This is a genomic window from Peribacillus phoenicis (genome assembly GCF_047238085.1).
Classification (GTDB): domain Bacteria; phylum Bacillota; class Bacilli; order Bacillales; family DSM-1321; genus Peribacillus.
The window spans coordinates 2,163,218-2,180,878 of the sequence record NZ_JBDFMF010000001.1 but is presented as its reverse complement, the minus strand read 5'-3'; the positions used below and the strand labels follow the sequence as shown (position 1 = coordinate 2,180,878).

The window sequence follows — 17,661 nt, the reverse complement described above, 5'->3', positions numbered from 1 at the left end:
ATTCCACCTCCTACCATATACCGAGCGATTCTTTAGTTAATTCCTTCATCTTGTCACCTTTTAAATCAATGTGATCATAATCATCTAAGGCATACCAAATAGCACTAAGGCTATGCGGATCAGTGCTGAATTCATCTTCTTTTATTATTCCTTTTGAATCCTTTTTAAATGTTAGCCATTGCAACTCACGAATTACATTAGGACACGCATCACTACAAATAATTTTCTTAAACCTTTTTACCTTTTTGGTGTATTGCAGTCTGCTCCCCTTATACTTCCTTGCTGACCTCATGTTAAATCCTTGTTGTCTGAAGTATCTAATTGTCTTTGGCTCTGCTGAATCACCTTTTATCAATTCTTTTGTGAATGCAAAATCTTTTAAGTCCTCTGCTGTCTCCGGGTCGGTTTTATTTTTGTCATAATATTCATAATGAATGTAGAGAATATTTTCGTTTTTATCAATTACAAGCTTTACTAAACAATTGTAAGATGTCGCAAATCCGAAATCCATTCCACATTTTCGTGAAGGATTTTGTATTTTCCTTATCTTTTCAATTATTTCATCATGAGGCATTGTTTGAAACTGCGAGAACACCCGTAAACCGCTAAATCCAAATCTTCCTTCAAATTTAATCCTATAGGTATCGGGATCATATTCTTTAGTCTCTTGTAAAGCTTCTATGTATTTGTCCGTTGCAAACTTATTATCTGTAACTACACTGTGATGGTAATAAGTATCCCCCAATTTAATAATTCTTTTTTCATACAATTCTTCATCGTTTAACCTAAAGTAATCCTTTAAATCATCCTTAAAAAAGAAACGATACGTCCAATTATCTTTTGATACAGGGTTAGTGGAAAGTAAAGTATGTAAGCTTAATGTTGGATGTCTTAAACGTCCTTTAAGCTCATGGTAAACTTCTTCCCTAATCTCAGAACATTCTTCAATCCAGATGACACTAATGTTTACCAAACTTTTCAATTTTTCTGTACTGTCTCCACCCTTGAAGATAATCTTTGAGCCATTTGGAAAAAGGATTTGCATAGGATTCAAAGTAAAATTAAATTGATTGTGTAACTCTAAATGATCTTTAACTATTTCTCTAAATAGTGCATAAGTGGATTCCCGATGAGTTTCAAAAGTATTCCTTACAACTAAAGCTGTCCGTTTTTCACTTAATAATTTGAGGATGATTTTAAGTGCTGTATTAAATGATTTACTTGATCCATACCCTCCAACTAATAGATAGTTAGTGTGATCCCAATCATAAATGAAATCCTCAAAGTGTGGATTGATTTTTAATTCAGTCATCCTCGCCAGCTCGTTTTAAAACGATTTTAAATTCCTTATCCGTATCCCCATCAATTAAATTAGTGAATTTACTTAATATCTCCAGTGCTTTAGTTCTATCGCTTAATTTCAATGTAGGTGCTTTACCACCAGCGATGTACTCAATTACTGAACCATCTACAGTTGATGAATCTTTAAAATTAAGATAGTTAGCATTGTACGTATTACCGTTCTCATCAATTTTTTCTTTTGTTCCAAAATCAACGTAATCAGTAATATCAGCGAAGGCAATTTTAATGTACTGCTCCAAAACATCCTTACTATCCATCAAAGTTTCTGTAAATAGTTCTTTCTTCAATTTCTTAATATAGTTGTTTATTTTCTCCTTCTTCAACAAAAGATGAGCAGCTTGTTTATCGAATTTAGTTTCCTCGAAACTATTCCGGTATGCACGTGCCCCATTAAAATGTCTCAAATAATCCATGCAGAACATTCTTTCTTTGTCTGTTAGGTTATCATCGCCTTCTAACAACTCTTCAAACTCATCAATTTTCTTATCTTTTTCCATTATTAGCCCTCCTTTTATTCATCAAAGAAATTAACTTCCACTACCGCTGCCATTATATCCACTTGAATATGTGAGTTTAGAAGCTGTTTAGTACCTACATCGGCATTATAATAAGAAGTAGCTATTAACCCTTCATCTTCACCTTGTAACTCTGCAGCAAACACATAATTCTTAATCTTACCTTCTCTAGCTTGTTCCGTTATGTATTCCAACTGTTCAATTAAGTTTTTATCCTTATTTGGAAAATGTATAATTTTAGCCATGACAACTCCCCTTTCCATAAAACAAAAACGCAACAACCACTGAGTATATTAATCAATGATCAATGCGTTATTAGTTGTGTTTTAGTTTCCTACTCAAAATAAAAAGACACCTCATAAGAGATGTCCTAAGTAATGATATATTAGAAGCGTTTTTTCACTTCTTCAATACCTTTTTCTAATATATCAAAATTTTCTGACCATATTGTTAACACGTTATTGTGATACTTTTCGTGTTTTCTGCCTCCTGTAGTAAATGAACGTTCCTCATCAAAGTTTATGTAGCTTAACTTTTGGAGCTTATAAAGGTGATATGCTGCATGTTGATTACTTTCAAAACCTAATTCTGTAAAATTTAACTTTTGTCCATGATTAAAATTCAAATCATATAAACCTTTTAAAATTTTCAAGTCTAATTCATCTAACAATATAACCCACTCCCATCCAAATATTTACTTACTTAAACTACATTCGATAGGGAGTGACAATTATCCTGCATATTTTTTCCTATTAATGTTATAATTTAGTAGAAAGTGAGGTGAGTATTATGGCAGGTAATTCAGGTAAAAATCATCGTGATGGAGCAGTAAAAAACAGAACCCAATTCAAAGCTCCAAATGGTAACTATGTTAAACGAGATGCAACTACAGGACGTTTTATAGATCAAAAGACATCAGGTGGTAAATTTAAAGGAGTCCGTACAGAAAAATAGAGAACAATTTGAATACTGCCTTTTTTATCTCATTTTCATAAATAAAAAAGCACTCAGCCATTTGGGTTAAGTGCTTTTTTGTTTATTTATCTTCATCCTTATCTTCCTCTTTATCTTGTTCATCCTGATCATTTTTCTTATTTAGTTTATCATCTACTAAATCTGTATCAGAAATAGCACTTTCTCCAAACCAAATCCTAATTCGTTCTTTTGCATTTAACTTAACTTCCTCATCAATAAACATTGAGACAGTGACCAATGCACCAAATAACCCTGAGAAATCGTCTGTATATCCACCAGGGAGTAAGTCAGGAATTAAATCAATTGGAAGTATGAAATATCCCAAGGCACCTATAATTACTGTCTTTGCCCAAACAGGAGTTTCTGGCTTTTTAAGTGTATAAAATAATAACAAAGCTACATAAACAACTGAAACGCCTGCTTTTTTACCAAATTTTTTAACTTTTCTCCAGAACGAGTCATCTGAAAAGTTATTTGAGTATTTAGTTGTATCTATTACAATCTCCCCCTATTCACAAACAATATTTTACCATATTGATAGGAATATTACCCCTAGTTTTATCCTACTTTCTACAATTGACATCAAATCTTTACGTCATTAAAATCCACAATAATAAATTTTATTATAAATTAGACTAATAAAATATTTCAACATATGGAGGGTACAATTATGGACAAGATTGAAAGACCGTTAGAGTCGTTGATATCTCCTCAAATTAATCGATCGGGTCAAAAGCTTATCGATTAAACAAACATGTCTATCCCAGAATTATTAGAAATATCTGTAGCGTCTCTCCTAGAAAAGCTGAGTTATCCTGCATAACTAAATGTTGAACTTAATAATAAAGAAAATGATATTAAGAAATAAGATCATCATTAGTCAAAATAAAGACGTATTAAATAAATAAACACAAAAAAGCACTCAACCATTTAGGTTATGTGCTTTTTCTAATTATGGATTTCACTCATCGTCGATAATTATCTCACCATGCTCTTCTTCGTAAATTGCAATAAATTCATCAGCAGTTAGAATTTTAGTGTCACCTATTACCATTTTATGCAACCCGGAATTTTTATCATCTGTAATCAAATAATCGGCTTTTCCATAATAAGCACAATCTATAAACATGTCATCCCGTTCGTCTTTGCATTTTAGCCCATGTTTTTCTTTTTGATCAATAGTATTTATTGATTTAGAATGATAAAAAATATACATAATATAGTTTAAATAATCCATTCTCAAATCAATATCCCTGATTACTTTTCTAGACATTATTCTACTCATATAAACTAATTCGCCTATAGTGTTTTGAGAAAATAATAATGTAATTTTAATATCTTTAAACAACTTCATTATTTTTTCGCTATTTTTCCCTGAAAAAAGGTTTCCGTCAATAAATACATTTGTGTCAATTACAACTCTTGGCTTATTTATCATTTAGTTCTGATTCAATTTCTTTCTTAATGTTAATAGGATTCAATCCTTGCATTTTAATCTCATTTTGTATTATCCGCTTCATCTCTTTGAAAGCATCGATATTTAACTTAGCTTCAGCAGTAGCCATATCTTTTTCCTCCTCATTACACACAATAATCACCTCGCCATAATTTAGTCTTATTAACATATTAGACGAGATTAGTGTGTGTTCCTATAAACAAATTATACCAAAAAATCGCAAATTATCAATGTTTGCTAAATTATATTCTGTCTTTTTGTCATAGAATAGTAGTTTAATAACCAAAATTGACAAATTAAGTTAGGTTCCATCAAAACTCATTTAATTACTTACGAAAAATCCCGTTATTTATTTTTATTTACCACAAAAGAAAGGATAAGAAACAATAATCCTTGAAAAGGGAAATTTCATTTCTCTCCCTTTATTAGAACATTAAAGAAAATACTTTTTTAACATATCTATCATTATGATAAAATATTAATAAAAGGGGTTTTAAATAAATGAAATGGGTTAGTTTTTTTCACCTTACTTCAATTTCCAAATTTAACGATTTGCTAATTTATTCTGAGCGTATTGAGGATTTCTTACAAACCAATATTAAACTTATAGAAACCTCTTTAGATAAGGAAATTATAGCAATGAATCTTACTGAAGAAGAAGGATCTGAGTATTTCGAAAATAGGTATGAAGAAGACTACTTTAACTATAAAAACTCATTTCCGACCATTCTTAGGAGATCCTTATTCTTACATGTATACTCCATTTTCGAACAAGAACTCATTAAGCTTTGTCAAGATATTGAAAGAAAAAAACCAGACTCCATAAAATTGGACGACCTAAAACATTCTGGAATAATAAAAGCACAAATATACTTAAAGAGAGTAGCTGGTATAAGTTTTCCAGATAATTCCAACGAATGGATTAAAATTAAAGATTACAATCAAATTAGAAATCATTTTGCTCACGATGGACGAATGATTGCCGATAAAGGAACACGCCTCTTTAACTCGATTGAAAACACAAAAGGGATCAACAATACTTTTTTTGGTAAGCATAAAGGAAAAGAAATTTATGAAATCGAGTTGAATAATGAATTTTGTGATGAAGCAATTAATGTGATAATTCAATTCTTGTTGAAATTAGATGCTAACATGGAGAAAGGGAGTTGAAATCTCCCTTTTTATACATTTAGGAGACTTATCCCTAGCTACCATGCAGTTCTTATATATTCTATCGTGGTTTTCTATGTAATATTTATTCTATGTATTAAATACTATGTAATTTCTCTTCAATACAGTAATCTACAAATTCTTTGGTTCCAATTCCGTATTCTGATAATAAAACGCCTACGACCATTTCCTTGTCTTCCTCTACTAATAGCTCCCACTCTGCAGAAAACACTGACTCATAGAAACCCACTTATATATACTGATATTTCTCATTGCTTCATTTATTAATCTATAAATATGCCCAATTGATCCTGATTCGCAAAAGTATGTATTATCCTTCATTGATTAACCTTCTCCTTGTATGAAAAATTCAATACAATATTCTGAATGCTACGAAATGAAACATTTAATTCTTCCCCTTTTGCTTTATAAAAATCCATTTTAGTCATGTTAGATGTTAAATGTTTTACTTCCTCTCTTATTTCTCTTGCTATTATCATTGAAAGCCTTGTCTTATTCCAATACCTATCCCTAGAGTTCTTTTTATTCCCAACATCAGTAATCAATCGTAAATTTTCAATTTTATTGTTTCGTGGATTTTTATCGATATGGTCAATCTGTAATTCTTGTGATAACCAGAAATCTTTTGTGGTTCCATATGCTGAACTAAGTACAATCTCATGTTTATACATTGGCACCATTTCTTCCGTTAAATCACATTTAAGGCTCGTCATCAAATATTGACCGTGATCACCTGTTCCTTTGCAAAATTCATCCTCAATTAACCATCTGTTGCTAACTTTACTCCATACTCTTCCCGATGGTGTGTGACACAGGTATCTAGAAAAACCAGGTACTGGGGTCATCTCGCCTTTCAAACTTTCAAATTCTTTTACTACTTCTTTCATTTTACATTCCTCCACATATTTTATTAGCGTATAAACGTTTGCCTATACACTTATTGCAGCACCACATAATTTAACGCATAATAAAACCCACCTAATTATTAGATGGATTTTTTATACGCTAAATGGAGATGTGGAGTCTCCAATAAATGTACAGTTCACTTTTATCCAGTTCATCAAAAATAATAGCTTGCAATCGAGACCACCTTGATGTATTATAAACATAAGAATTAATAATTGCGGAATCGTATAAACTTTTTTACTTAAAAACAATAAAGAGAGAGAAATCATTGACTATCTACTTCGACTTTAAGATACTTTGTCGTTCGACCACATAATGAGTACTCTTGTGTTTCGCCATCCTCTCCCATTAGGGAATCAAATTAGGAAAAGAAAAAGCCTTACCCAGCAAGGGTTTGAAGGCTTTTCAATGTGTTATTTTTGGGATAATCATCACTTTTTAATAGATTAAGAAATGTGGTACTGTGATTACGATATAAGGTATTCAATAAGTGGACGACAATACCTGACAAGTCATTTGTTTTCTTTAATTTTGTTCCATCGTACTGATCAGCAATCATCTTTAAAATTTTATACATAGTTGCTTTCCTGATGGATTTTTTAGCGATCTTGGCATCAAGTCCATTATAAGAATCTTCCATTAACGTCTGTCTCTCCTTACATTTCTTCCCTTCCTTGTCATCTCCTGATGATTTTATTTTGTTAATACCCTTGGTAAACTCCTTAAGTAATTCAATAATATCCCCTATTTGCTTATCGTCTGCTTTCCCGCCTAACTCCTCGCTACTTAGATCAAGTAGTAAATCACCAAAAGGTAAATTTTTACGATAGCCCCCTTTTTCAATGTCATTATTAATATGGTTAATAAGTAAATCCATTGGACAATAAAATTCAGTTATTTCAACATCTGCTGTGGAGACATACTTCCAAAACATCGGCTTATTTCTAGTAACTAATTTGCTCTTACCCTTTTTATTCGTTGCATTTACCTTAGCCTCTTTACATGATCTAATATTTCTTAATGCCTTATCCACATCAACCTCTACAATCTTTTTACTGTAATCGATGGCTACATTGGATAGTACTACACAGATGGCTACATTTTTCAATATCTTTTCAATCTTTTTCTGTCTCTCCGGTGTATTTGGTTCAGTGTTTTGTATGTCCCACAGTACACTAACTTGAAATTGTGCAGCATTAGTCACCTCACCTATCCACCCCTGGCTTTTACTAGTTCTCCGGTCGATTTCTGCTATATTTTCATTGGTCAACTCAACAGGATTAGGTTCCGATACAATGGTATTCAGGATAATGGGATAACTTCTATTTTCCAAAGTTTTATTTACCATACGATTGAACACATTTGAATTAAATATCAACACCGTATCACTATCCATATCCATTCCGTTCAGTTGATCTAAAATAGGACTCTTTATGCTATTAATCACCACGATATTATTTGTTAAGTTTAGATATGTATTATAAAACTCATTATCTACGTTTATTGACTTAAAGAAGTTGTTTTGACTGTTATGTGGGTTACGGACGAGTGTATATTCTTTCTCATAATCATAAAGCTTAGTATGTATTTGATTGCCTTTTAACTCACTTATTAACTTATGACCATTACCACTTATCAAAGTGTGTAGCATTAATTCAGGGCAAGATAACACAGTGCAATAATCTGCCTCTAAACGTAATTTTCCACCCTTTACCTTGGTACGATAGTTACTAATTTGTTTGGCACGATAATCTCTAAACATTCGTGTACGAACAACTTCAGGATTAATATTATAGATATCAGAAAACATTTGATAAGCATTTGTTATTTCTTTATTTTTAACTAGGTAATTGATGAATGGTTTCTCATCAAAAGTGCCATTAGCATCTTTTTTACCTTGTAACCCTTTAATAAAGTCAACCTCGAACGCCGCTAAGTCCTCGATATCTTGTTTTTCCACATCTAGCGTGTTGATCATTTGATATGAGGTAAATGACCTGTCACCATATTTACTGGCCTTCTCCGATTTACAAATACCCATAATATTTCTATCTGCACGAACATGATTACACCAATTTGCATATGCTTCCTTTTCATTGCCTTTACCAGCAAATTTAAGAAATTTTAATGAGCTAGGTGTCGTCAAAAATAATATATCCTTGGCGAATACCACATTTCCGAAATTGTCCGTTAGCTCCCACTTCGTATAATTAGGGTTAACTGTTGGATCGTAATTCTGTTTTTCAGGGTTTGTCATCTCTTTATGTATATCCTCTAAATACTTTTGAAGATTACAATTAAATGCACATGACTTAAAAAAGTGTGATCGAAGTAAAGCCATTCCCTTATTACCTCGATTAGCCTTTTGCATCAAAGAAATATCAATGAGAGCTTGACCGTCCCAAATATTATTTTTAATTTTAGCTTTCTTATTAAATTTAGCTTTTAAATCATTACCTACTTCAATGGCTGGATATTCAAATTCACTAAACTTATCATCTATAACAAATATATTTTTAGGGTTAATCTCTATGGTGGATTCTAGGCTAGATGAGACTAGACTCTCATAGGCACAAAGAGACGCTACATCAATTTTACCGATCAAACTTAGTCCCATATGTGACCATTCTTTCATTGGCTCATACAATTCATCCAAAATCCAAAGACCCTGTGACTGCCTAGATTTTGATGCTGTGCGTTTATAAAACTTATAATGCCTACCTTTAAAGTTGATTCCGTTTATGTATAAGTGATTCCGCAAATCATCTGCTTTTATTTCATGATAAATTACATTATCCCTATCCGCTTTGATACGTTTATAATGCCCTTTGACGAGATCAGATTTATTTTCCAAATAACTAATCGACTTTTCCAATTTATCAATCATCCGTTTATTATTAGATAACTTTATTTCTTTTTCGTTATCCCTTATAGCCTTCTTCAGATGTTTAAACTGGTTCAGTAGACGAGACATTAGGTTTTCATAACCTCTAACAGACGATGTGAATTGCTTACCGTTTTTCATTTTATTTTTAAATTTGATATTGATTACTGCATCAGTTTGAAATTTAACTTTACCATTTTTGGAAATTTCATTTTCAATAAACCTTTTTTTATATGCGCGTAACTTTAGTAACTCAAGTGACCAAGGAATCATGCCGACATATTCATACATAGTGATATTTTCTAATCCACGTTCACTCATATCGAAGATTGTTTCTGCCTCTATACTTGGAATGTACACCGACTTGTTTACCTTAACAATTTTATTATTTACCATTTAATCATTCTCCCTTTTGTATAATTGTTTATTTTGACCAACTTTGACCATTAAATATTATTTAACGAATCTTTTCACAATTGACTCAGAAAAGTTTACCGATTATGTAAAATTTAAATTTAAAACTTATGATATGAATAATGTAATTCCACATTTCGAACCGTATTTTTTCGAAATTGAAATACTGTATATTGTTTTATCTTGTATGTATATTAATATTAAATTGTATACTACTTACAGTACTGCCAGTGCTGCACTAGGAGTACCACACCTCTGCATTCTAAATTTCTACTTCCGCATTCTTAAACGCTACCTCTGCATGTAGAGTACTTAGAGAAAACCCTTGTTTTTAATGGAGCATATCAGCCACAAAATAATGATTATTATAGCGATCATATTGCAGCTCATCGTCTATGTATTCATGAGTTGGATCCAATTTATGTTTGACTATTTTAAGTAACTTCGCTTTCTTTAATTGCTTATTCGCCTCTTCCACTTTTGATTTCGAAATACGAAACCTCTTAGTCATTGACTCAAAACCTGAAAAACAATAATCATGTCCGTTTCCGTCTAGGTTTTTATTGATTCGACTCTTATAATAGAAAATTTGTCTAAATGCATAAGTATCAATTTGATCGTTATTAAAGTATGTAAAAATTGAAGCTGATAATTTTGTGAAGTTTTCACTTTCAGCAATTACTGAATCATTAAATATGATATTTATTTTCCCTTTAGTTGGGACTTTTTCGAATTCATTTTTAATTAGATCCAAACTATGTAAGTGATTAACCCTCTTTTTAAAGGTTCTTGTGTCGGTTATCTTCAAGAAGTTCATTAATTTACGATGATCTATTTCCAATACATTTCCCTTTTCCTTGGGATTTCTAAAGTGTAAAAAACACAACCTCGCATACATTGCAAATTCTTCATTGTTTAAATAAATATCCTCATTCCTAACAATGTGAGAAGGCACATGTACGTATAATTTTTTCTTTTGAGCAGTTTCTTCCATATACATCCTCCTGTTTAATTGGCTAACTGAATAATTAATTAATTTGATGCCTGAGTATGTTCTTTCATGATGTTTTCGATTTCAGTACATCTTGGGTAGAGCCAGAAGCGTCGATCTGCAAGGCTTATTGCCGATAAAAGGTATGAGTATCCTTCCCGTTTGATTTTTCTATGTAGCAGCACATCATAACAAAATATAAGATTTTCCTTTTTAACCATGTTTACACCTCCTTTATTTGTTGAAAGGGCAGGAACACCTACCCCTCTTTATGTATGGCTAACTAATTATTTTTGTCCCCCAAAAGAGCTTACATTGTAACCACCTCCTCCAATTAATTTGTTACTTATTTCATTTGTTCTTTTAATTCTGGTTTGTGTTTGATGATTAATTCATGTAATTCATCGTAAAAATCACAATCATCTACAAGATGTTCAACTATTAAATTTATTGCATCTATTGTTAATGAAGTAGTGAGAGCCGATTTATTGACTTCCTGTAGCTCTAACACATCATCTAACATCATTAAGTTAGCCTCTTTATTATTGTCTGGATACTCCTCTAGCTGTCTTATTGTTTCAATTAATAGGTAACTTGTAGTAATTCTTTGCTTGTCTGCAGGGGTAAGATCCATTGAAAACCATTCTTTTTTTAAACGTTTAAATTGGGGAACTTTTGTAACTAATTGTTCTAATCGCTTCTCAGGAATTTTTTCCGTCTTTCCCTTAGTCCAGTCAGTTATCGTTTGATTACTAGTTCCTATATGTTCAGCCACCTCTTTATAACTAATGTCGAATACCTTACAAATAAATTCCAAACCTTTCATTGCTCACACTCCAAATCTGATTGAATCAACTTATTCTACACACTAATCATAATCTGATTTAATCAGATTGTCAATAAAATACATGTAAATATTTAGCGTTTTGTTAAGAATGATTTTCAAAATAAAAAAGCCCTTTTATAGGCTCAAAAAATAATATATTGATATTAAATTTATTTAGTCTTTTTTATTTTCGGAAAATTTCCATTTATATTCGGCGATTTTCTTAAATACTTTTCTATATTCTTCATCTTTAAAATTTAAGGAAACATAAATTTCTTCTTCAGTTTCATTTAAAACTCCTGCAAGCATTAGGTATGCTTGCTTACCTCTAAACGCTCCCCTAAGCGAACCGTCATAAGTCATATGGAGTGGTACTTGTGGTAATGGAATTCGTTTATCCATCATTGCAAATTTTTGTGATATTAAAATTGTCCATTTCCTTTACCAATAACAGTATCACTTAAATCATCCGCATATCTAACCCTGTCAAAGTTATCATGCAACAAGTCTAAAATTTTGAATATATACTCCTTATCTTCTTCATGTCCTTTATTGACCACTTTTCCAAACGAAGTGTCATATATAAAATCATATTCTTTCATCTTCTTTAATAACTCTTTGGGTTCAACACTCATCATTTCCCCTCCTCTAGCTGCATAGGTTGATTATATGTGCATCAAAGGTTATATATAACTAACCCACAATTCATAAACTTTATAATTTTACAATTCGGTATTTAGACAAAAAAAACAGCTATAAACACTGCTTAAATTGCTTGTATTAAGATACTTAGTAAATTCAAATTTTCCAGAAAATTAATTATCTTGATGAAAGACATGAACATAAATTAGTACCGTGTTAAAATACTAGACAAGAGTAGATAACGGGTTTGAGAGTCATAGGAGGCTCTTAAGCTATGAAAGGAAGCGTAAAAAAGAATTTAAATACAAAGAAGTGGGATCTGGTATTTGACGCGGGTAATGACGCTTTATCTGGAAAACGTAGACAAATTAAAAGAAGAGGCTTTCTAACTAAACAAGAAGCATTAGATGCAATGACACTATTAAAGTCAGAAGTTCTACAGGATGAGTTTACCGACTTGAATAACTTAAGTTTAGAACGTTTTATGGATGAGTGGTTTATTGAGCGCAAAATCCAATTACAATCAAGTACTTATGAGACTCATCGTATTTACTTTAGAACGGTCATAAAACCTCGACTCGGTCACTTTAAAGTCCAAAAATTAAGTCCTTTGTTAGTACAAAACTTTATTAATGAATTGGTTCAGGAAGGTAATTATTCTGAGTACTCTATCCATCTAATATTTCGTATTTTAAGTTCAGCAATGAAGAAGGCAACTACAATAAAATTAGTAAGGGATAATCCTACTATTGGAATTACACTCCCTAAGATAAAGCGGAAAGAGATTAATGTTTGGACAAGTGAACAAATTAATCATTTTATAGCAGCATCAAAGCAGACTAAACGATTAACAAGGTGTTTTCCTGGATTTCTAATTGGCTTTTTTTGTGGATGCCGAGAAGGTGAGATTCTTGGCTTAAGATTTAAAGATATTGATTTTGATAATCATGTACTCTATATCCGCCAAACATTGACTCAAAAAGCTGAGATAAAGTCAGGTGCTAAAAATAAATCAAGTATTCGTTCTATTAGCATTCCAGAAAACCTAATACCAGAACTTATAAAACATCGTGAAATGATTAATAGAGAAATGCTCTTATTTGGTGATAAATACCATGATCACGATTTAGTAATTTGTACTCAAAATGGAAAACCGATTATCCCACGTAATTTTAGAAAAGAGTTTTATAATTTAACCGAAAAAGTTGGTTTACCTAAAACAAAATTCCATTCAGCTACAAGACACTCTCATGCTACATTACTGATTCAGCAAAATGTGAATGTTAAGCTAATTAGCGAACGTCTCGGACATGCTGAGATTGGAACGACTTTGGACATATACAGTCATGTGTCTTCTAACATGCAAAAGAGTGTTGCAGTTGAAATTGATAAAGTGCTCAATCTGTGACCAAATTCGTGACCAGCCATAACAAAAACACAATAATATCAAGGTATATAGCCTTCTCTCCCATACATGCCCGAAGAAGGAATGGTCGAAGAAGGCGAACTGAAAATCCATCAGGCCTCACATGCCCGCTACTTCGAGGACTTCTTGAAGTTCGTCGAATATGGCGAATCGATGCCGGAAATCATGAAAAACCAGGTCATCCATATGGTCCATGAACATGTATCCGCTCAATTCGAAGAAAACAGTGACGAACTGCAAAAATTCGAACAGGACCTGGAAATCTGGGAAACAAGCGATAAACGGGAAATCCAGGAACGCCTTGAAACCCACCAGGTCGTCGAAGCCACAGCCCAGATTGTCGAGCATACACCTGAAGCCGAACTGCGCATGAAGCTTGGCAGTACATCTGTTAAAGGATTGCTTGCTGATTTCGGGGATACCATCCATTTAGGAAAGATTAATGGGAAGTATGTATTGATGATAGAATCCAATACAATAGAATTCGATAAAGGTGTCTCGCCGATTGAGTTTCATAGGCCGGATGATTTGCAAGTTCTAATTGAAAAAATCATAAATAAAAGTTGATGATTTGTGAGCAAAAATGTGAGCAGTTATGTGATCAATTTTCGACCTTAAAATACTATTAATACTTTTATATCTAGCTACTAACTTACGTTAGTAGTTTTATTTTTTTCTCATTTTAAGCAAGCGTTTATTTTTTCTCTGTAAATTATAAAAACCCCACTCGTTTAGAATGGAGTCCTAACTTTTCATCTTTTCTCCTACTTTTAAATGTTACGAGATCGCAATGTATTTATAAAAACATTGAACTGTAATCCATGTAGTCATCTGCTTCATCGAAAACTGAGATATTTTCGCATTTGTTTGACGCATTTTCTTTATTATTTCTGATCTATCCTTATCAGGAAATAGAGCTTCTAATTCCTCGATTGTAGATAATATTGTTTTTTCTTCAAGTAATTTTTCTTCATCTTTGTAAAGGTCTATGGAAGTTAAATATTTTCAAACTTTAACGAACATAAATACTGGCTGTTGTGAGGTAAATAGAAAGTTTCCTTATTATTTAAGTGATTTTTTACAATACTCGGCAAAATATAAGTACTATTTGATTTATACAAAAAGCTCGGTTAGTCAAAAAGCCGAGCTTTTGTTACTCCATTTTTTCCATTTTTTAAAGCATTCATAATAACATTCGTAAATATTTTTCGAAGTTAACTCCTTCTACTTTAGGAATTTGCTCCAAGGAGGAATCATTGATAGCCTCTGTCAGGAATGCCACTGCGAGCTGTACGGATTTTTCTAGGTTCTCTCCACGCATCATGCTTCCCATAATCACAGATGCAAATAAATCACCAGTACCTGAATAGCTTTCACCGTTATACTGCGTCGCACTATAAAAGGTTCTACTTCCGTCCAAATACATATTTCCGATAAACTGCTTCTCTGAATCTGCTGACGGTGGATTCATTCCAGTGATGATAACCTGAGCTCCCGTTTCTTGCTGCAACATATTCCCTGCTTCTTCTATCGCTTTAATATAGTCCTCTTCGTTTGAATAGCTATGCAGCTTTTCATAAGACAATCCGGTTAATAAACAGCACTCTGTAACATTTGGTGTAATGACATCTGCACGCTTCACCAGTTCTCTCATAAGTACCAGTAATTCATCGGTAAAAAGTTTATAGACTTCTCCTATATCCCCCATTACTGGATCAACAAGTAAAATGGTTTCTTTTGTATAAAATTTATCTAAAAAATGGAAAATATTATTAATTTGCTCTTCACCAGTAACGAAGCCGGTATAGATTCCATCAAAGGTTACATTAAGCTTGCTCCATTCTTCTATGAAGTATTTCATTTTGGATGTAAAATCTTCACAAAAAAAACTTGGATATCCGGTTTGCGCAGTCAATATGGCCGTTGGTAATGGGCATGCCTGCACGCCCATGACCGAAAGAACCGGAATTGCAGCTGTTAATGAACATTTTCCAAAAGATGATAAATCCTGTAGTACAGCAACTTTTTTCATAATAACCTCCATATGGCCTATCCACTTTAAACTTTATTTATCTTATCATAAATCAGCTAAAAACAGTCATCTCCTCTCTCTTTTCAATACGTATAATATTTGTATTTTTTATCAACTGACCTCATAGTTTTTTAATAAATTGACACTTTTATAGACACCAGTCTTTTGCTAAAATCATAGTAAAATTCTAGTTAGGAAGGTTTACAGATATGCAAAATACACAAAGTTATTCAAGGTCAAGTCAAAAAACTATGGATTTAATTATTACCGCAATGTTGATTGCACTTGTGTTCCTATCTACTTTCTTTTTGAATATTAAACTGCCAATTGCCGCAAATGGAGGGTTAGTTCATCTAGGAACAGCTATGCTTTTTATTGCATCTATTTTATTTGGTCCTAAAAAAGCAGCTCTTGCTGGTGCGATAGGAATGGGGTTATTTGATATAGTTGGAGGGTGGACATTGTGGGCACCTATCACCATTGTGGCGCGTGGTTTGCAAGGATATATAGTTGGTAAAATCGCTTGGTCAAAGGGTCGCAACGGTACTAGCATTGCTTTCAATGTAATAGCAACAATCGTTTCCATTCCATTTATGATAGCTGTTTATTATATTGGTGAAGGGATTCTATACGGTAATTGGATTGCACCTTTGGCTTCGATACCTGGAGATCTTGTTCAAAATATATTAGGAATTATCGTTGCCGTTCCAGTTTGTGTGGCTTTGAAAAAGGTTCCTTATTTTAAGTAAATTCGCTATAAAGGTAAACGTCAAGTAGTCCCCAAATACTACATGGATGGTGTATTTCGGGACTATGTTTTGTTTGCTTCCCTTTTTATCGGTACTCTGCATGCAGAGGGTAAACTAGATGACCACGACAAGACTTTACCTATTTCTTTTTTTCATTCTTAAGTCTTTTAACGTGAGCTCTCATTTTATCTAATTCCTTTTGTTTCCCTTCTTCATCATTTGCCTTTGCCAGAAAATAAAGCTATCGTGCCTAATTTGTCGAATTCTACATCTCCAGATCCACCTTTAGTAAAACTAAAGTATAGTTCCGTAAACGCCTTGGCCATTAATACGTAGTTAGGTTCATTTACAAAATAGCCATTTCCTCGCAGTTCTTTTCTTGGTTTACTCTTTTTCACATTAGAATAGTCCTTTCAATTAAACTATTTTATTTATTCTTTTCCTTATACAAAAACAGCCTACTTTCTTCTTTGGCTATACACTCGAGAAGCTTCTTTCTGAAATATTCATTGATATCGATATTCTCCGTTGAGACAACTTCTACATCGGTCATATCAACATCATTAAGATTTATTTTCTTTGACTTTTTATCCAACCAATTATCACTCTCCCGTCCTATATAATAATCTCCAAACAAACTATCTTCTATTCACATTTCACTAAATTCTCTATGAAAATAGTAACGAGTAAAATTATAGAAAATAAAAACTGACCAATCGTTATAGACTGGTGAGTTTTATTCATTTTGTATATTTAGCTAAGATTAACTTCACTTCTTTTTTCAAGTATTCATCTACTGTAAATTCATTTAGGAATGTTCTACTCTTAATCCACAGTTTTCTTTTTGGTTTTGCTTTAGCCATTTTTTCACTCCATTACTTCTACCGCTACAAGGTCTTCAAACTTCACCTTAATAATATGTCCCTTCTCATTTTCCAGCTCCAAATATATCGCCTTTGTGAATGGATCTAACCTATGTATCATCCCAACATACTCCCAATCAAAACCATCTTCCCAAACAGTAAACTTTACAGGTGAAGCAAACTCCATTGCGGTATGTATCTTGTTCTCAAACTCCTCTAACTGGTACTCATCTAATATTGGCTTTACTTGACGGTAATAATCCTTATTTACGTCATTTAATAATTTAACGTATTCAGGCAGCATCAAAGCAGGTTGCCATTTTAGCTTTCCACGATCTTTTATAGACATAAGAACATTTCCATTCATTCTATAAATACATTATAGAACATTTGTTCTTACTTTAGGCAAAAAAATGAAGTGAAAAATTT

22 protein-coding genes and 1 pseudogene are annotated in these 17,661 nt (G+C 32.5%); 5 read left to right on the top strand and 18 right to left on the bottom strand.

The genetic code is table 11. The annotated features are described in order from the left end of the window. Window positions 1-10: 10 nt before the first annotated feature. The 4 genes from ABC374_RS10635 to ABC374_RS10620 all read right to left on the bottom strand — a co-directional run bounded on the left by ABC374_RS10635 (window position 11) and on the right by ABC374_RS10620 (window position 2,547). Window positions 11-1,312 (bottom strand): PBSX family phage terminase large subunit, encoded by a 1,302-nt coding sequence (locus ABC374_RS10635; protein ID WP_413017575.1) that lies wholly within the window; start codon window positions 1,310-1,312, stop codon window positions 11-13. Beyond that, window positions 1,305-1,859 (bottom strand): terminase small subunit, encoded by a 555-nt coding sequence (locus tag ABC374_RS10630; protein ID WP_413017573.1) that lies wholly within the window; start codon window positions 1,857-1,859, stop codon window positions 1,305-1,307. Before ABC374_RS10630 ends, ABC374_RS10635 begins: the two co-directional genes overlap by 8 nt. Window positions 1,860-1,873: 14 nt before the next feature. Beyond that, window positions 1,874-2,122: a hypothetical protein gene (locus tag ABC374_RS10625; protein ID WP_413017571.1), complete on the bottom strand. Its 249-nt coding sequence runs from the start codon at window positions 2,120-2,122 to the stop codon at window positions 1,874-1,876. A 140-nt stretch (window positions 2,123-2,262) separates the two neighbouring features. Continuing rightward, a complete protein-coding gene (locus ABC374_RS10620) occupies window positions 2,263-2,547 on the bottom strand; it encodes a hypothetical protein (RefSeq protein ID WP_413017569.1) in 285 nt (94 codons plus the stop codon). Between the two features lie 119 nt (window positions 2,548-2,666). Between ABC374_RS10620 and ABC374_RS10615 the strand changes: the two genes are divergently transcribed. Beyond that, on the top strand, window positions 2,667-2,831 hold the full coding sequence (locus ABC374_RS10615; RefSeq protein WP_413017567.1) for a hypothetical protein: 165 nt from the start codon (window positions 2,667-2,669) through the stop codon (window positions 2,829-2,831). A gap of 82 nt (window positions 2,832-2,913) precedes the next feature. Here the strand turns inward: ABC374_RS10615 and ABC374_RS10610 are convergent, their stop codons facing one another. From ABC374_RS10610 to ABC374_RS10600, 3 genes are all read right to left on the bottom strand, one after another. Beyond that, the gene (locus tag ABC374_RS10610) at window positions 2,914-3,354 is read right to left on the bottom strand and encodes a YkvA family protein (RefSeq protein ID WP_413020321.1); all 441 of its coding nucleotides are present in this window, start codon (window positions 3,352-3,354) and stop codon (window positions 2,914-2,916) included. A 459-nt stretch (window positions 3,355-3,813) separates the two neighbouring features. After that, the gene (locus ABC374_RS10605; protein ID WP_413017565.1) at window positions 3,814-4,290 is read right to left on the bottom strand and encodes a putative toxin-antitoxin system toxin component, PIN family; all 477 of its coding nucleotides are present in this window, start codon (window positions 4,288-4,290) and stop codon (window positions 3,814-3,816) included. Continuing rightward, window positions 4,280-4,417 (bottom strand): hypothetical protein, encoded by a 138-nt coding sequence (locus ABC374_RS10600; protein WP_413017563.1) that lies wholly within the window; start codon window positions 4,415-4,417, stop codon window positions 4,280-4,282. Before ABC374_RS10600 ends, ABC374_RS10605 begins: the two co-directional genes overlap by 11 nt. A gap of 392 nt (window positions 4,418-4,809) precedes the next feature. On the opposite strand from ABC374_RS10600, the gene ABC374_RS10595 reads away from it, so the two are divergent. After that, entirely contained in the window at window positions 4,810-5,478 is a 669-nt protein-coding gene (locus ABC374_RS10595; protein WP_413017561.1) for a hypothetical protein, read from the top strand. A gap of 338 nt (window positions 5,479-5,816) precedes the next feature. Here ABC374_RS10595 and ABC374_RS10590 read toward each other — a convergent pair whose 3' ends face one another. From ABC374_RS10590 to ABC374_RS10560, 7 genes are all read right to left on the bottom strand, one after another. Then, the gene (locus ABC374_RS10590) at window positions 5,817-6,386 is read right to left on the bottom strand and encodes an HNH endonuclease (protein WP_413017559.1); all 570 of its coding nucleotides are present in this window, start codon (window positions 6,384-6,386) and stop codon (window positions 5,817-5,819) included. Window positions 6,387-6,784: 398 nt separating this feature from the next. After that, window positions 6,785-9,685, bottom strand: a complete 2,901-nt coding sequence (locus ABC374_RS10585) for a hypothetical protein (RefSeq protein WP_413017557.1) — start codon at window positions 9,683-9,685, stop codon at window positions 6,785-6,787. 349 nt (window positions 9,686-10,034) lie between these two features. Beyond that, a complete protein-coding gene (locus tag ABC374_RS10580; RefSeq protein WP_413017555.1) occupies window positions 10,035-10,697 on the bottom strand; it encodes a hypothetical protein in 663 nt (220 codons plus the stop codon). Window positions 10,698-10,735: 38 nt separating this feature from the next. Beyond that, on the bottom strand, window positions 10,736-10,915 hold the full coding sequence (locus ABC374_RS10575; protein WP_413017553.1) for a PH domain-containing protein: 180 nt from the start codon (window positions 10,913-10,915) through the stop codon (window positions 10,736-10,738). A gap of 125 nt (window positions 10,916-11,040) precedes the next feature. Further along, window positions 11,041-11,520 carry a hypothetical protein gene (locus ABC374_RS10570; protein WP_249593668.1) on the bottom strand — a complete coding sequence of 160 codons (480 nt, stop codon included), beginning with the start codon at window positions 11,518-11,520 and terminating at the stop codon, window positions 11,041-11,043. Between the two features lie 174 nt (window positions 11,521-11,694). Further along, window positions 11,695-11,925, bottom strand: a complete 231-nt coding sequence (locus ABC374_RS10565; RefSeq protein WP_413017551.1) for a hypothetical protein — start codon at window positions 11,923-11,925, stop codon at window positions 11,695-11,697. 17 nt (window positions 11,926-11,942) lie between these two features. Beyond that, window positions 11,943-12,158 (bottom strand): hypothetical protein, encoded by a 216-nt coding sequence (locus ABC374_RS10560; protein WP_413017549.1) that lies wholly within the window; start codon window positions 12,156-12,158, stop codon window positions 11,943-11,945. 278 nt (window positions 12,159-12,436) lie between these two features. Between ABC374_RS10560 and ABC374_RS10555 the strand changes: the two genes are divergently transcribed. Both ABC374_RS10555 and ABC374_RS10550 read left to right on the top strand, forming a co-directional pair. Then, the gene (locus ABC374_RS10555) at window positions 12,437-13,570 is read left to right on the top strand and encodes a site-specific integrase (protein ID WP_413017547.1); all 1,134 of its coding nucleotides are present in this window, start codon (window positions 12,437-12,439) and stop codon (window positions 13,568-13,570) included. 60 nt (window positions 13,571-13,630) lie between these two features. Then, a pseudogene (locus tag ABC374_RS10550) lies at window positions 13,631-14,155 on the top strand (DUF3900 domain-containing protein); the annotation flags it as partial. A gap of 616 nt (window positions 14,156-14,771) precedes the next feature. Here ABC374_RS10550 and ABC374_RS10545 read toward each other — a convergent pair. Continuing rightward, window positions 14,772-15,620 (bottom strand): pyridoxamine kinase, encoded by an 849-nt coding sequence (locus ABC374_RS10545; RefSeq protein ID WP_053346497.1) that lies wholly within the window; start codon window positions 15,618-15,620, stop codon window positions 14,772-14,774. Window positions 15,621-15,829: 209 nt separating this feature from the next. Between ABC374_RS10545 and ABC374_RS10540 the strand changes: the two genes are divergently transcribed. Next, a complete protein-coding gene (locus ABC374_RS10540; protein WP_096340597.1) occupies window positions 15,830-16,369 on the top strand; it encodes an ECF transporter S component in 540 nt (179 codons plus the stop codon). Between the two features lie 427 nt (window positions 16,370-16,796). Here the strand turns inward: ABC374_RS10540 and ABC374_RS10535 are convergent, their stop codons facing one another. The 3 genes from ABC374_RS10535 to ABC374_RS10525 all read right to left on the bottom strand — a co-directional run bounded on the left by ABC374_RS10535 (window position 16,797) and on the right by ABC374_RS10525 (window position 17,581). Next, window positions 16,797-16,964, bottom strand: a complete 168-nt coding sequence (locus ABC374_RS10535) for a hypothetical protein (protein ID WP_176474949.1) — start codon at window positions 16,962-16,964, stop codon at window positions 16,797-16,799. 145 nt (window positions 16,965-17,109) lie between these two features. After that, window positions 17,110-17,232, bottom strand: coding sequence for a hypothetical protein (locus ABC374_RS10530; protein WP_286676225.1), 123 nt, complete (start codon window positions 17,230-17,232; stop codon window positions 17,110-17,112). A 4-nt stretch (window positions 17,233-17,236) separates the two neighbouring features. Then, the gene (locus ABC374_RS10525) at window positions 17,237-17,581 is read right to left on the bottom strand and encodes a YolD-like family protein (protein WP_289316492.1); all 345 of its coding nucleotides are present in this window, start codon (window positions 17,579-17,581) and stop codon (window positions 17,237-17,239) included. Window positions 17,582-17,661 lie beyond the last annotated feature (80 nt).

Bases quoted from the DNA above. Each gene is read 5' to 3' on its own strand.
- ABC374_RS10635 (WP_413017575.1), bottom strand. From the start codon at position 1,312: ATGACTGAATTAAAAATCAATCCACACTTTGAGGATTTCATTTATGAT.
- ABC374_RS10630 (WP_413017573.1), bottom strand. From the start codon at position 1,859: ATGGAAAAAGATAAGAAAATTGATGAGTTTGAAGAGTTGTTAGAAGGC.
- ABC374_RS10625 (WP_413017571.1), bottom strand. From the start codon at position 2,122: ATGGCTAAAATTATACATTTTCCAAATAAGGATAAAAACTTAATTGAA.
- ABC374_RS10615 (WP_413017567.1), top strand. From the start codon at position 2,667: ATGGCAGGTAATTCAGGTAAAAATCATCGTGATGGAGCAGTAAAAAAC.
- ABC374_RS10605 (WP_413017565.1), bottom strand. From the start codon at position 4,290: ATGATAAATAAGCCAAGAGTTGTAATTGACACAAATGTATTTATTGAC.
- ABC374_RS10600 (WP_413017563.1), bottom strand. From the start codon at position 4,417: ATGGCTACTGCTGAAGCTAAGTTAAATATCGATGCTTTCAAAGAGATG.
- ABC374_RS10595 (WP_413017561.1), top strand. From the start codon at position 4,810: ATGAAATGGGTTAGTTTTTTTCACCTTACTTCAATTTCCAAATTTAAC.
- ABC374_RS10590 (WP_413017559.1), bottom strand. From the start codon at position 6,386: ATGAAAGAAGTAGTAAAAGAATTTGAAAGTTTGAAAGGCGAGATGACC.
- ABC374_RS10585 (WP_413017557.1), bottom strand. From the start codon at position 9,685: ATGGTAAATAATAAAATTGTTAAGGTAAACAAGTCGGTGTACATTCCA.
- ABC374_RS10580 (WP_413017555.1), bottom strand. From the start codon at position 10,697: ATGGAAGAAACTGCTCAAAAGAAAAAATTATACGTACATGTGCCTTCT.
- ABC374_RS10575 (WP_413017553.1), bottom strand. From the start codon at position 10,915: ATGGTTAAAAAGGAAAATCTTATATTTTGTTATGATGTGCTGCTACAT.
- ABC374_RS10570 (WP_249593668.1), bottom strand. From the start codon at position 11,520: ATGAAAGGTTTGGAATTTATTTGTAAGGTATTCGACATTAGTTATAAA.
- ABC374_RS10565 (WP_413017551.1), bottom strand. From the start codon at position 11,925: ATGATGGATAAACGAATTCCATTACCACAAGTACCACTCCATATGACT.
- ABC374_RS10560 (WP_413017549.1), bottom strand. From the start codon at position 12,158: ATGATGAGTGTTGAACCCAAAGAGTTATTAAAGAAGATGAAAGAATAT.
- ABC374_RS10555 (WP_413017547.1), top strand. From the start codon at position 12,437: ATGAAAGGAAGCGTAAAAAAGAATTTAAATACAAAGAAGTGGGATCTG.
- ABC374_RS10545 (WP_053346497.1), bottom strand. From the start codon at position 15,620: ATGAAAAAAGTTGCTGTACTACAGGATTTATCATCTTTTGGAAAATGT.
- ABC374_RS10540 (WP_096340597.1), top strand. From the start codon at position 15,830: ATGCAAAATACACAAAGTTATTCAAGGTCAAGTCAAAAAACTATGGAT.
- ABC374_RS10530 (WP_286676225.1), bottom strand. From the start codon at position 17,232: ATGGCTAAAGCAAAACCAAAAAGAAAACTGTGGATTAAGAGTAGAACA.
- ABC374_RS10525 (WP_289316492.1), bottom strand. From the start codon at position 17,581: ATGTCTATAAAAGATCGTGGAAAGCTAAAATGGCAACCTGCTTTGATG.